Here is a 12,849-nt window from a genome sequence, read left to right on the forward strand (position 1 = left end):
TGTACCCCTGGAAGTTTCCTTCAGAAGAGCGTGCACCCTCCTCCGTCCCGAAGGAGTCCGTCATGCCCCACCCCCACCCGTCCCGCCGTGCCGTCCTCACCACCGCCGCGGCCACCACCGCGGCGCTGGCCGGCACCATCCCCGCGGCGGCCGCCCGCGGATCGTCACCGACCGCCGCCGACAGCCGGCGGATCCGCGAGGTCATCCGCCGGATGGGCCTGGAGGAGAAGGTCGGCCAGCTCTTCGTGATGCGGATCTACGGCAGTTCCGCGACCGACCCCGACCCCGCCGACGTGGCCGCCAACCAGAGCGAGATCGGCGTGGCGAACGCGGCGGAACTCATCGCGAAGTACCACGTCGGCGGCATCATCTACTTCGCCTGGGCACACAACACGCAGAACCCCGACCAGATCGCCGACCTCTCCAACGGCATCCAGCGGGCCGCGCTCGCGCAGGCCACCCCGGTCCCGATGTTCATCTCCACCGACCAGGAGCAGGGCGCGGTCGAGCGGATCGGCGCGCCCGCGACGACCTTCGCCGGCGGCATGGCGCTCGGCGCCAACGGCAGCCCGGGCGACGCCCGCACGGCGGCCCGCGTCATCGGCACCGAACTGGCCGCGATGGGCGTCAACCAGAACTACTCCCCCGTCTCCGACGTCAACATCAACCCCGCAAATCCGGTGATCGGGGTCCGGTCCTTCGGCGCCGACCCGCAGGCGGTGGCCACGCTGGCCGCCGCGCAGGTCAAGGGCTACCAGAGCGCCGGAATCGCCTCCACCGCCAAGCACTTCCCCGGCCACGGGGACACCGGCACCGACAGCCACTTCGCGCTGCCGATCATCACCCACACCCTGGAGCAGTGGCAGCAGATCGACGCCCCGCCGTTCCGGGCGGCCATCGCGGCCGGCATCGACTCGATCATGACCGCGCACATCCTGGTCCCGGCCCTGGACGACTCGGGCGACCCGGCGACGCTCTCGCACCCGATCCTCACCGGCATCCTGCGCGAGCAGCTCGGCTACGACGGCCTGGTGGTCACCGACTCGCTCGGCATGGAGGGGGTGCGGGAGAAGTACGGCGACGACCGGGTGCCGGTGCTCGCGCTCAAGGCGGGCGCGGACCAGCTGCTCAACCCGCCGCTGCTGGACGTCGCCTACCAGGGCGTGCTGGACGCGGTGAAGTCCGGCGAGCTGACCGAGGAGCGGATCGAGGTCTCGCTGACCCGGATTCTCGGGCTGAAGTTCCGCAACGGTCTGTTCGCCGACCCTTACGTCACCCACGCCGGGGTCCGCCGGTCGGTCGGGACGCGGTCCCATCTGGCCACCGCCGACCGGGTCACCGACCGCGGCATCACACTGCTCACCAATGACGCCGGGCTGCTGCCCTTCCCGCGCCGCTCGCACCGCGATCTGCTGGTGGTCGGCGCGGACCCGGCGGCGCCCTCCGGCACCGGCGGGCCGCCGACCGCGGTGCTGGCGAAGGCGTTCAGCGAACTGGGCCACCCCGCCCAGGCGCTGTCCACCGGCACCGCGCCCAGCCAGGCGGTGATCGACCAGGCGGTGGCCGCCGCCCAGGGCAAGGACGCGGTGATCGTGGCCACCTACAACGTCACCGCCGCCGCGCCGGAGCAGATCGCGCTGGTGACCGCGCTGACGGCCACCGGCGTGCCCGTCGTACAGCTCGCCATCCGCAACCCGTACGACATCGCCTATCTGCCGCCGGTGGCCGCGTCGCTGGCGGGCTACGGCTGGACCGATGTCACGCTGCGCGCCGCCGCCCGGGTCATCGCCGGCACGGTGCGGCCGACCGGCCGGCTGCCGGTCGCGGTGCCGCGCGCCGACGACCCGGCCACCGCGCTCTATCCGATCGGCTACGGGCTGCGCTACTGATCAGCCCGCCCGCGGGACCGGCCGGCACGATCACCGGCCGGTCCCGCGGGGACGTTCGCTGAGCGGCCGTCAGGCGACGGCCTGCACCTCGCCGGTGAAGGTGCGCCACAGCTCCGCGTAGCGGCCGTCGCCGGCGAGCAGCGACTCGTGCGTGCCGTCCTCGATCACCCGCCCGTGGTCGAGCACCACGACCCGGTCGGCGCGCGCGGCGGTGCTCAGCCGGTGGGCCACCACCAGTGTCGTACGGCGGACGGCCAGCCGGTCGGCGGCCTGGTTGACCAGGGCCTCGGTCGCCAGGTCGAGCGCGGCGGTGGCCTCGTCGAGCAGCAGGACCGCGGGATCGACCAGTTCGGCGCGGGCCAGGGCGATCAACTGCCGCTGCCCCGCCGAGAGGTTGCGGCCCCGCTCGGTGACCCGGTGCAGGTAGCCGTCCTCCAGGGTCGCGATCATCTCGTGCGCGCCGACCGCCCGGGCCGCCGCCTCGACCTCGGCGTCGGTGGCGTCCGACCTGCCGTAGGCGATGGCCTCGGCCACGGTGCCGGGGAACAGATACGGCTCCTGCGGTACGACGCCCAGGCGCTGCCGGTAGCCGGCCAGGTCGAAGTCGCGGATGTCGGTGCCGTCGACCAGCACGGCGCCGGCGGTCGGGTCGTAGAACCGCGCGACCAGCTTGACCAGGGTGGACTTGCCCGCACCGGTCTCGCCGACGAAGGCCACCGTCTGCCCCGCCGGTATCCGCAGGTTGACGCCGCTGAGCGCCTCGGTGCCCTCGGCCTGCGAGCCGCCGTAGCGGAAGTGCACATCGCGGAAGGCGACCTCGCCGCGCAGCGGTCCGACCGCCTTCGGTTCGGCGACGGCCGGGGTGGTGGTCGGCTCGCGCAGCAGCTCCCTGATCCGGCCGAGCGAGACCGATGCCTGCTGGTAGCCGTCGAAGACCTGCGAGAGCTGCTGCACCGGGGAGAAGAACAGGTCGATGTAGAGCAGATACGCCACCAGGGCGCCCGCGGTCAGGGTGCCGTCGTTCACCCGGTTCGCGCCGACGGCGAGCACCAGGGCGGCGGCCACGCTGGACAGCAGCTGGACGAACGGGAAGTAGACCGAGATCAGGAACTGGCCGCGGACCCGGGCCTGGCGGTACTCGTCGCCGCGCCGCGCGAAGCGCTCGCTGCCGCGCCGCTCGCCGCGGAACGCCTGCACGATCCGCAGGCCGGCGACGTGCTCCTGGAGGTCGGCGTTGACCACCGCGACCCGCTCGCGGGCCAGTTCGTAGGCCCGCACCGACTTCCGGCGGAACACCCAGGTGGCGATCACCAGCGGCGGCAGCGCGGCGAAGACCATCAGCGCCAGCTGCACGTCGATGGCGAGCAGCGCCACCAGGATGCCGACGAAGGTGAGCAGGCTGACCAGCGCGGTGACCAGTCCGGTCTGCAGGAACGTGGACAGCGCGTCCACGTCGGTGGTCATCCTGGTCATGATCCGGCCGGTCATCTCGCGCTCGTAGTAGTCGAGCCCGAGCCGGTGCAGGTGCGCGAAGATCTTCACCCGCAGCGTGTAGAGCACCCGCTCGCCGGTGCGGCCGGTCAGCATGGCCGAGCCCCACTCCGCTCCCCACTGCGCGACGACCAGGACGAGGCCGAGCAGCGAGGCCGCCCAGACCGCGCCGAGCGCGGCCTGCCGGACACCCGCGTCGATCCCGTGCCGGATCAGCACCGGCAGCAGCAGTCCCGCCACCGCGTCCACCGCCACCAGCAGCAGGCTGAACAGCAGCGGGGCGCGGAAGCCGCGCAGCAGGCTGCCGAGGCCGAACCTCTCGTCGGCGGTCCTGGCCCGCCGCTCGTCCACATCGGGGGTGTCGAGGGCCGGCGGCAGCGCGGCGACCTTCTCCAGCAGGTCGGGGGTGGCGGGCATCCCGGCCAGCGCTCCGGCCATACCGCCCCCGGCCGCCGGGGCGGCGGACGCGGCCGACCCGGTCTGCTCGTCGGCGGCCGGCCGGCGGTCCGCGGGCCACAGCTCAGGGGTGATCCCGCCGGCAGCCGGCTCGGCGATCCGTGATGCGGACGCCGGCTCCTGCGGCTCGTCCGCGAGCAGGCAGTCACCCTCGGGGCACTCCTCGCGCCCGTCCGGGCCGACCGTCACCCTGCCCTCCACGCCGGCCGCGGCGATCGCGCCCGCCGGGTCAGGCTGCACCACGTCGGCGCCGAGCGCGTCGGGGTCGGTCAGCAGCGCCCGGTACAGCGCGCTGCGCTGCTGGAGTTCCTCGTGCGTGCCCACGTCGGCCAGCCGCCCGTGGTCCAGGACCGCTATCCGGTCGGCGAGCGCCAGCGTCGAGCGGCGGTGCGCGATCAGCAGCGTGGTGCGGCCGCGCATCACCTCGCGGAGCGCGTCGAAGATCTCGGCCTCCACCCGGGCGTCGACCGCGGAGGTGGCGTCGTCGAGGAGCAGCAGCCGGGGGTCGGCGAGGATCGCGCGGGCCAGCGCCACCCGCTGGCGCTGGCCGCCGGACAGGGTGAGCCCCTGCTCCCCCACGACGGTGTCGTACCCGTCCGGCAGCGCCGAGATGAAGCCGTCGGCCTGGGCGGCGCGGGTGGCGGCCAGGATCTGGTCCTCGGTGGCCTCCGGGTGGCCGTAGGCGATGTTGGCGCGGACCGTGTCGGAGAACAGGAAGCTGTCCTCGGGGACCAGCCCGATGGCCGACCGCAGCGAGTCGAAGGTGAGCTCGCGGACGTCCATGCCGCCGATCCGCACGGCGCCGCCGGTGACGTCGTACAGCCGGGGCAGCAGCAGCGAGACGGTGGACTTGCCCGACCCCGACGAGCCGACGACGGCCACGGTCTCGCCGGGTGCCAGTGTCAGGTCGAAGCCGTCGAGGACCGGGCGCTCCTTGGTGTACCCGAAGGAGACCTGGTCGAAGTCGACGGTGGCGGGGGCGTCGGGCGGCAGTTCCTTGGTGCCCTCCTCCAGCGTCGGTTCGGTGTCGATGAGTTCGAAGACCCGCTCGACGCCGGCCCGGGCCTGCTGGCCGACGGTCAGCATCACGGTGAGCATCCGGACCGGGCCGGTGAGCTGGGCGAGGTAGGTGGAGAAGGCGACGAACGTGCCCAGGGTGATCTGCCCGCGGGTGGCCATCCAGCCGCCGAGCGCCAGCATGCCGATCTGGCCGAGCGAGGGCACCGCCTGGAGCGCGGGGCTGTAGCGGGCGTTGAGCCGGACGGTGCGCAGCCGGCCGGCGAAGAGCCGCCGGCTGACCGTCTCCAGCTTGTCCATCTCCTGCTGCTCCTGGCCGAAGCCCTTCACCACCCGGACTCCGGTGACCGAGCCGTCCACGATGCCGGCCACGGCCGCCGCCTGCCCCTGTGCGTACCAGGTGGCGGGGAACAGCCGCTTGCGCGACCTGCCGGCGATGAACCACAGGGCCGGGGCCACGGCGAGCGCGACCAGGGTGAGCAGCGGCGACAGCGTGAGCATGACGACCAGCGAGAGCAGGAACAGCAGCACGTTGCCGATCATCATCGGCAGCATGAACAGCAGGCCCTGGATGAGCTGGAGGTCGCTGGTGGCCCGGCCGACCACCTGGCCGGTGCTCAGCTCGTCCTGCCGGCGGCCGTCGAGCCGCATGATCGACCGGAACATGTCGTTGCGCAGGTCGTACTGGACGTCCAGCGCCAGCCGGCCGGCGTAATAGCGCCTGGCGTAGGTCAGCACGTAGACCACGACCGCGGCGCCGACCAGCGCGAACGCCCAGGGGGCGAGCGGCTTGTCGTGCTTGACGATCACGTCGTCGATGATCAGCTTGGGCACCAGCGGGATCAGCGCGGTGACCGCCATGCCGGCCAGTGAGGCCCCCAACGACAGCAGCACGTTGCGCCGGTACCGCCAGCAGTGCGCGCTGAGCCGGCGCAGCCAGCCCTGCTCGCGCTCCTCGGGTCCCGGCCGCTCTTTCGCCGTCGTCACGCGTTCCTCCCGCTGATCGTCCACCACTCGTCCCCCCGCTCGCCTCGTCGGCTGTCCCAACGCGCCGGCATGCGCGTTTCATCCTCCTGCAACAAATCAACGACCAAGGTCGCACAGGAGTGCGACATTGGTCGTAATCCGTTCAGGTGAATCGGCTCAGGGGTTTCGGTGGCTCGGCGGCTCAGCGGCTCAGCGGCTCGCGGCGATCTGCCGGGACATGATCGTCGTGAGCTCGTAGGCGGTGTGCGAGGCCGCGACCGAGGTGATCTCGGCGTGGTCGTAGGCCGGGGCGACCTCCACCACGTCCGCGGAGACCAGCCGGCAGTCGGCCAGGCCGCGCAGGATCTCCAGCAGCTCACGCGAGGTGAGGCCGCCGGCCTCCGGGGTGCCGGTGCCGGGCGCGTGCGCCGGGTCGAGCACGTCGATGTCCACCGAGATGTACAGCGGCCGGTCGCCGATCCGCTCCCGCAGCTGCTGCGCCACCTCGTCCACCCCGCGCCGCATGACGTCGGCCGAGGTGACGATGCCGAAGCCCATCTTCTCGTCGTCGTCCAGGTCCTTGCGGCCGTACAGCGGCCCCCTGGTGCCGACGTGGCACAGGGCGGAGGTGTCGAGGACGCCCTCCTCGACCGCCCGGCGGAACGGCGTGCCGTGCGTGTAGGCGGCGCCGAAGTAGGTGTCCCAGGTGTCCAGGTGCGCGTCGAAGTGCAGCAGCGCAACCGGGCCGTGCCGACCGGCCACCGCGCGCAGCAGCGGCAGCGCGATGGTGTGGTCGCCGCCGAGCGTCATGAGCCGGGCGCCGGTGCCGAGCAGGTCGGCCGCCGAGGACTGGACGGTCTCCACCGCCTCGCCGATGTCGAACGGGTTGACGGCGATGTCGCCGGCGTCCGCGACCTGGGCGAGCGCGAAAGGCGACGCATCTTGCGCCGGGTTGTAGGGGCGCAGCAGCCGGGACGCCTCCCGTACGGCGTTGCCGCCGAACCGCGCGCCGGGCCGGTAGGAGACCCCGCTGTCGAACGGGACGCCGACCACTGCCACGTCCGCTGTGCCGACCTCGTCAAGACGCGGCAGCCGGGCGAAGGTCGCCGGACCGGCGTAGCGCGGGACGCGGGACGAATCGACGGGGCCGCGCGGCGTTGCGCTGCTCATGGTCATGCCTCTGCTCTCCCCCATAGGTGCACGCTGAGTGAACATCCCGACTCTACGTGACCACCTGGAGACGGTGGACTGTACGTTTCCTCCAATCGGCGCCGGTGATTACGCCTCGGCGTCGATCCGGGGCACCTCGCGTGCCGGAGAAGCGGGGCGGGACAATGTGCACATGCCCTTGGATCCCGCGCCCGCCGTGCCCACTCGCCAGTCCCTCGCCGACCACCTGATACGCGCCCGGATCTCCGGCGACGTCGCCACCAGCCGGGAGAACAACCTCAGCCACTACCGGGAACTCGTCGAAGGCAACCGCAACTTCTGGCTCGGCCTCGAACTGGGCGACCGCTGGGACGAGGCGGCCGTGCTCGAGCTGATGGCCGAGCGCTGCGGAGTGGTGGCCGATCCCGCCCACCTGCACGGCCAGGACACGATCGACGTGGACCTGACGATCGGCGGCCTCGACCGGATGGCGGCCGTCATGCACAAGGCGGCGGAGAACGGCTCCCGGGTGCTGGTCGCCACCGGACACCCTGCCGGCGTTTTCGCCGTGCACCAGGTGGTGGCCGCCGCGCTGCGCGACGCGGGCTGCACGCTGGTCACCCCCGCCGACCACCTCTACGCCGACGGCGGCGAGATCCGGCACATGGCGTCGGTCGCCGTCCTGCACCGCGGCGGCAGCCTGATGCACACCCACTCCCCCGACCCGATGCGGGAGGTCCTGGACGCCCTGGAGCGGGCCGGCGAGCCGCTGCCCGACCTCGTGATCGCCGACCACGGCTGGGCGGGCCACGCCGGCGGCAGGGGCATCGACACCGTGGGCTACGCGGACTGCAACGACCCGGCGCTCTTCGTCGGCGAGGCGGAAGGCACCCTCCTGGTGACGGTTCCGCTCGACGACAACGTTCCGCCGCACCTGTACGCGCCGATGACCGCGTATCTGCTGGCCGCGGCGGGTCTGAAGCAGCCGGCCTGACCGCTCGGACCTGACGTGACCTCCGTCTCTCGTTACGATCAGTGAAGGAGAGCGAGGAAAGGCAGGCGACACCGTGGTCCAGGTAGCGATCGTCGATGACGAGGCGCTGGTCAGGGCCGCCCTGCGGAGCATTCTCGGGTCCGCGGACGACATCCAGGTGGTCGCGGAATGTGACGGGCACCGGGCGGTCGCGGCCGTCGCGCGTACCTGCCCGGACGTGGTGCTGCTGGACGCGGTGATGCCGCCGCCGGACGACGGCCTGACGGTGCTGCGCGCGCTGCGGGCGCTGCCCCGGCCGCCGGTCGTCGCCATGCTGACCGCCTTCGACACCAGCGCGCACATACGGGCCGCCATGGCGGCGGGCGCCGGCGGATTCCTGCTCAAGGACACCGCGGTCGGCACCCTCATCGACGCGGTGCGGGTACTGGCCGGCGGCGGCACGGTCTTCACGCCCACGGTCGGCCGCGCGGTCGTGGACGGCTTCCTCGGGGAGCCCGCGGAGGAAGCCGCCCCCGACCCGTCGGCGGCCGGATCCGAGGCCGCGATGGGCCGGCTCACCGGCCGCGAACGCGAGGTGCTGCGGCTGCTGGCCGTCGGTCTGCCGAACGCGCTGATCGCCGCGGAGCTGAACATCTCCGTCGGCACCGTCAAGGACCACGTCAGGGCGGTACTGCGCAAGCTGGACGCTCCCAACCGGGTGGCGGCGGCGGTCGTGGCGCACCAGGCGGGCCTGGCAGCGGCTCCGGAACGCCCGTGAGGCGGCGCGTCACCCTCCCCGACGCCGCGCTGCTCGCACTGTCCGCGGTCGAGGTGTGGGCGACCCGGTCCTTCGGCGGGCCGGTGGCGCTGGGTTTCGCCTGCCTGGGCACGTTCGCACTGCTCTTCAGGCACCGGTTCCCGCTGACCGCGCTGGTGGCGACGCTGCCCGCGCTGGCCCTCGGCTACATCTGGTTCTCGCCGATGGGCGCGCTCTACCAGGTCGCCGCGGACCGGCCGGAGCGAAATCGCGCACAGAGGTGGTGGGTGAGCCGCCGGCTGCCCGAGGGGGTCTCGCCGCGGGCGGTGCTGATCGGCGGCTGCGCGCTGACCGTCGCAGTGGTGTCGTGCGTGCCGTGGCCGTTTCGCGAACCGGTCAGCTGGGCGCTGTCGGACACCATCCTCGCGGTGATGCTCTCCGCGCTGCTGGCCGTGGCACCCACCGCGCTCGGGCTGCTGGGCTACTCGCGCCGCGAGCTGGCCGCCCGGCTGGCGGAGCTGGCGGCCAGCCGGGAACGGGAACGGGCGCTCGACGCGGAGAAGGCGGTGGTACGGGAGCGCGCCAGGCTCGCCCGCGAGATGCACGACACGGTCGCGCACCACATCAGCCTGATCGCCGTGCAGTCCGGCGCACTGGAGGCCACCGCGCAGGGGCCGCAGGCGCAGTCAGCCGCGGCGGCCGTACGGGATCTGAGCCGGGACGCGCTGGACGAGCTGCGCCGCATGGTGGGGCTGCTGCGGCTGCCGATCACGGCGGCCCACGACCTGGAGGCGGGCCCCGGGCTCGCCGGGGTGCCCGCGCTGGTGGCGGCGGCCGGCCCCGGCACCCACGGCGAGCTGCCCGCCGTACGGGAGGCGGCGGCCGGGACGCTGCCTCCCGACGTCCAGCACGCCGCGTACCGGATCGTGCAGGAGGCGCTGACCAACATCCGCAAGCACGCGCCGGGCGCGCAGACCCGCGTCCTGGTGCGGCGCGACGGCGACGCGCTGCTGGTGGAGGTGCGCAACGGCCCCGGGGCCCCGGACGCCCCGGCCCCGCTGCCGTCGGGCGGGCACGGGCTGGCCGGGCTGCGGGAGCGGGCGGCCCAGCTGGGCGGGGACTTCACGGCGGCGCCCGCGGCGCCCGGCGGCTTCCTGGTGCGGGCCACCCTGCCGCTAGGCCCGGCCGCCGAAGCGGCCTGAGCGACCCGAGCAGCCCGAGGTGCCTGAGCGGCCCGAGCAGCCTGAGCGGTGCCGGGCCTCACCCGTACGGCGGTGAAACCCGCATCCATGGTGTCGGATCGCGCGCTCACCCCGTCGGGTGAGCGCGCGGTGCACAGCCTGCGGGGTGTCAGTCGCGCGGGACCCTGACCAGGCCCTCCTGGATCACCGAGACCGCCAGCTGCCCGTCCCTGGTGTAGATGCGGGCGGTGGCCAGGCCCCGGCCGCCGGAGGAGGACGGGCTCTGCTGGTCGTAGAGCAGCCACTCGTCGGCGCGCAGCGGCCGGTGGAACCACATGGCGTGGTCCAGGCTCGCGCCGACCACGTCACCGACCGCCCAGCCGCCGCGGCCGTGCGCGAGCAGTATCGAGTCCAGCAGCGTCATGTCCGACACATAGGTGGCCAGGCAGACGTGCAGCAGCGGGTCGTCGGCGAGCTTGCCGCGGGTGCGGAACCACACCTGGGAGCGCGGTTCGCGCTTGACGCCCGCGGTCAGATACGGCGGATCGTCCACATAGCGCAGGTCGACGGCCGCCCTGGTCTCCAGGATCCGGTCGATCACGGTGGGATCGGGGAACCTGGCGGCGTTGGCGGGCAGCAGGTCGTCGGCGGTGGGCAGGGTCTCCGGGTCGGGCGCGTAAGGCATCGGCTCCTGGTGGTCCAGGCCGTCCTCGTGCACCTGGAAGGAGGCCGACAGGTGGAAGATCGGCTTCCCGTGCTGGATGGCGACCACCCGCCGGGTGGTGAAGGAGCGGCCGTCCCTGATCCGGTCCACCTGGTAGACGATCGGCGCGCCGGGGTCGCCCGGCCGCAGGAAGTACGCGTGCAGCGAGTGCGCGGCGCGGTCCTCGGGGGTGGTGCGGCCGGCGGCGACCAGCGCCTGCGCGGCGACCTGGCCGCCGAACACCCGCGGCACCACCACGGAGCGGCTGGTGCCGCGGAACAGGTCCCGGTCGATCCGCTCCAGGTCGAGCAGCTGGAGCAGTGACTGGAGCGGATCGGGGCGCTCGGCGCGCTGCGTCCCGTCCGCCGGTCCGACCGGTCGCGGCCGCTCGTTCACAGGCCCATGGACTTGGCGATGATCGACTTCATGACCTCGCTGGTGCCGCCGTATATGCGGTTGACGCGGTTGTCGGCGTAGAGGCGCGCGATCGGGTACTCGTTCATGTAGCCGTAGCCGCCGTGCAGCTGGAGGCAGCGGTCGATGACGCGGCCGGCGACCTCGGTGCAGAACAGCTTGGCGGATGCGGCGTCGGCGGCGGTCAGCTCGCGCCGGTCGTGGGCGTCCAGGGCGCGGTCGACGACGGCCTCGGCGGCGTCCACCTCGGCCTTGCAGGCGGCCAGCTCGAACTTGGTGTTCTGGAAGGACGCGACGGACTTGCCGAACACGACCCGCTCCTGGACGTACGCCTGCGCGAAGCGGATCGCGGCGGCGGCCTGCGAGTAGGCGCCGACGGCGATGGCCAGCCGCTCCTGCGGCAGGTTCTGGCCGAGGTAGGAGAAGCCCTTGCCCTCCTCGCCGAGCAGGTCGTCCAGCGGCACCTTGACGTCGGAGAAGGACAGCTCAGCGGTGTCGGAGGTCTTCAGGCCGAGCTTGTCGAGCTTGCGGCCGACCGCGTAGCCCTCGGACTTGGTGTCCACCACGAACAGCGAGATGCCGGCCCTTCGGTCCTCGGCGGTGGCCGGGGCGGTGCGGGCGCAGACGATGACGCGGTCGGCGTGCACGCCGCCGGTGATGAAGGTCTTGGCGCCGTTGAGCAGGTAGTGGCTGCCGTCGGCGGAGAGCTTGGCGGCGGTCTTCATGCCGGCCAGGTCGGAGCCGGTGCCGGGCTCTGTCATGGCGATGGCGAACATGGTCTCGCCGTTGACGAAGCCGGGCAGCCAGCGCTTCTTCTGCTCGTCGGTGGCGTAGGCCATCACGTAGGGCAGGCACAGGCCGGTGTGCACGCTGCTGCCGCCGAAGCTGACCCCGGCGCGGGCGCACTCCTCGCTGACGACGGCCTGGAACTTGAAGCTCTCCTCGCCGGCGCCGCCGAACTCCTCGGGCACTTCGATACCGAACAGGCCCAGTTCACCGAGCTTGTAGTAGAAGTCGCGCGGGGCCTGTCCGGCCGCCAGCCACTCGTCGTAGACGGGGACGACCTCGGCCTCTATGAAGGCACGTATCGTCTCGCGGAACGCCTCGTGGTCCTCGTTGAACACCGTACGACGCACAGCGCGCCTCCCGTCGGCGAGTGGTGACGATCGAAGATCGAGCAATAAGCAAGCGCTCAGTAAGTTACCTGCCGGTCCGTTGTGCTGTCCAGCGCCCCCAGGGCGCCCAGGGCCAGCCGGTGCAGCAGTGCGGCCATGGCGGACCTGGCCAGCAGGCCGCTGCGGGTGCCCAGGTGCGGGGTGGAGTTCAGCAGGCCGAAGACGGCGTGCACGGCGGCCCGCGCCTCCAGCTCGGTGGCGTCGGGATGCACCCGGCGGACCACGACCACCCACTCCTCCACATACTGCCGCTGGAGCTGGCGGACGAGCTTGCGGTCGGAGTCCCGGAGCCGGTCGAGTTCGCGGTCGTGCAGGGTGATCAGCGGCCGGTCGTCGATCGCGAAGTCGATGTGGCCGCGGATCAGCGCGTCGAGCGCCGCGGCCGGGTCGGCGGACTCGGCCACCCGCATCCGGCCCGCCGTGAGCAGCCGGCCGCTGATCCCGACCAGCAGCTCGGCGAGCATCGCGTCCTTGCCGGCGAAGTGCCGGTACAGGCCGGGGCCGCTTATGCCCACCGCGGCGCCTATCTCGTCCACCCCGACCCCGTGGAAGCCGCGCTCGGCGAACAGCCGGGCGGCCTCGCGGAGGATCTGCTCGCGCCGGCTCTCTGCCGTCTTCGTCGGATTCATGAGGTTCAGTCTAGACAATCCTGTTAGCGAGCGTTAACGTGGAGTCATC

General features: G+C 72.8%; 9 protein-coding genes. 4 read left to right on the forward strand and 5 right to left on the reverse strand.

Translation table 11 applies throughout. The annotated features are described in order from the left end of the window. Nucleotides 1-62: 62 nt before the first annotated feature. Nucleotides 63-1,889: a glycoside hydrolase family 3 protein gene (locus ACQPW6_RS11635; protein ID WP_433889507.1), complete on the forward strand. Its 1,827-nt coding sequence runs from the start codon at nt 63-65 to the stop codon at nt 1,887-1,889. A 69-nt stretch (nt 1,890-1,958) separates the two neighbouring features. On the opposite strand, the gene ACQPW6_RS11640 is transcribed toward ACQPW6_RS11635, so the two are convergent. Both ACQPW6_RS11640 and speB read right to left on the reverse strand, forming a co-directional pair. Next, nucleotides 1,959-5,840, reverse strand: a complete 3,882-nt coding sequence (locus ACQPW6_RS11640) for an ABC transporter ATP-binding protein (protein WP_433889508.1) — start codon at nt 5,838-5,840, stop codon at nt 1,959-1,961. Nucleotides 5,841-6,029: 189 nt separating this feature from the next. Continuing rightward, nucleotides 6,030-6,989 (reverse strand): agmatinase, encoded by a 960-nt coding sequence (gene speB, locus ACQPW6_RS11645; protein WP_433894504.1) that lies wholly within the window; start codon nt 6,987-6,989, stop codon nt 6,030-6,032. Between the two features lie 172 nt (nt 6,990-7,161). Between speB and ACQPW6_RS11650 the strand changes: the two genes are divergently transcribed. From ACQPW6_RS11650 to ACQPW6_RS11660, 3 genes are all read left to right on the forward strand, one after another. Beyond that, nucleotides 7,162-7,962: a phosphatase gene (locus ACQPW6_RS11650; RefSeq protein WP_433889509.1), complete on the forward strand. Its 801-nt coding sequence runs from the start codon at nt 7,162-7,164 to the stop codon at nt 7,960-7,962. Between the two features lie 73 nt (nt 7,963-8,035). Then, on the forward strand, nt 8,036-8,719 hold the full coding sequence (locus ACQPW6_RS11655; protein WP_433889510.1) for a response regulator: 684 nt from the start codon (nt 8,036-8,038) through the stop codon (nt 8,717-8,719). Further along, nucleotides 8,716-9,900 carry a sensor histidine kinase gene (locus tag ACQPW6_RS11660; RefSeq protein ID WP_433889511.1) on the forward strand — a complete coding sequence of 395 codons (1,185 nt, stop codon included), beginning with the start codon at nt 8,716-8,718 and terminating at the stop codon, nt 9,898-9,900. The genes ACQPW6_RS11655 and ACQPW6_RS11660 overlap by 4 nt, the downstream gene beginning before the upstream one ends. Nucleotides 9,901-10,048: 148 nt before the next feature. Here ACQPW6_RS11660 and ACQPW6_RS11665 read toward each other — a convergent pair whose 3' ends face one another. The 3 genes from ACQPW6_RS11665 to ACQPW6_RS11675 form a co-directional block, all read right to left on the reverse strand. Next, on the reverse strand, nt 10,049-10,903 hold the full coding sequence (locus tag ACQPW6_RS11665; RefSeq protein WP_433894505.1) for an acyl-CoA thioesterase: 855 nt from the start codon (nt 10,901-10,903) through the stop codon (nt 10,049-10,051). Nucleotides 10,904-10,974: 71 nt separating this feature from the next. Next, a complete protein-coding gene (locus ACQPW6_RS11670; protein ID WP_433889512.1) occupies nt 10,975-12,132 on the reverse strand; it encodes an acyl-CoA dehydrogenase family protein in 1,158 nt (385 codons plus the stop codon). A gap of 56 nt (nt 12,133-12,188) precedes the next feature. Next, nucleotides 12,189-12,800 carry an SACE_7040 family transcriptional regulator gene (locus ACQPW6_RS11675; protein WP_433889513.1) on the reverse strand — a complete coding sequence of 204 codons (612 nt, stop codon included), beginning with the start codon at nt 12,798-12,800 and terminating at the stop codon, nt 12,189-12,191. Between the last annotated feature and the right edge of the window lie 49 nt (nt 12,801-12,849).

Origin of the sequence: Streptomyces sp. CA-111067, from assembly GCF_050956065.1 — a bacterium.
Classification (GTDB): Bacteria; Actinomycetota; Actinomycetes; order Streptomycetales; family Streptomycetaceae; genus Actinacidiphila.

Excerpts from the sequence above, each read along its gene's own strand:
- ACQPW6_RS11635 (WP_433889507.1), top strand. The coding sequence starts at position 63 with ATGCCCCACCCCCACCCGTCCCGCCGTGCCGTCCTCACCACCGCCGCG.
- speB (WP_433894504.1), bottom strand. The coding sequence starts at position 6,989 with ATGAGCAGCGCAACGCCGCGCGGCCCCGTCGATTCGTCCCGCGTCCCG.
- ACQPW6_RS11650 (WP_433889509.1), top strand. The coding sequence starts at position 7,162 with ATGCCCTTGGATCCCGCGCCCGCCGTGCCCACTCGCCAGTCCCTCGCC.
- ACQPW6_RS11675 (WP_433889513.1), bottom strand. The coding sequence starts at position 12,800 with ATGAATCCGACGAAGACGGCAGAGAGCCGGCGCGAGCAGATCCTCCGC.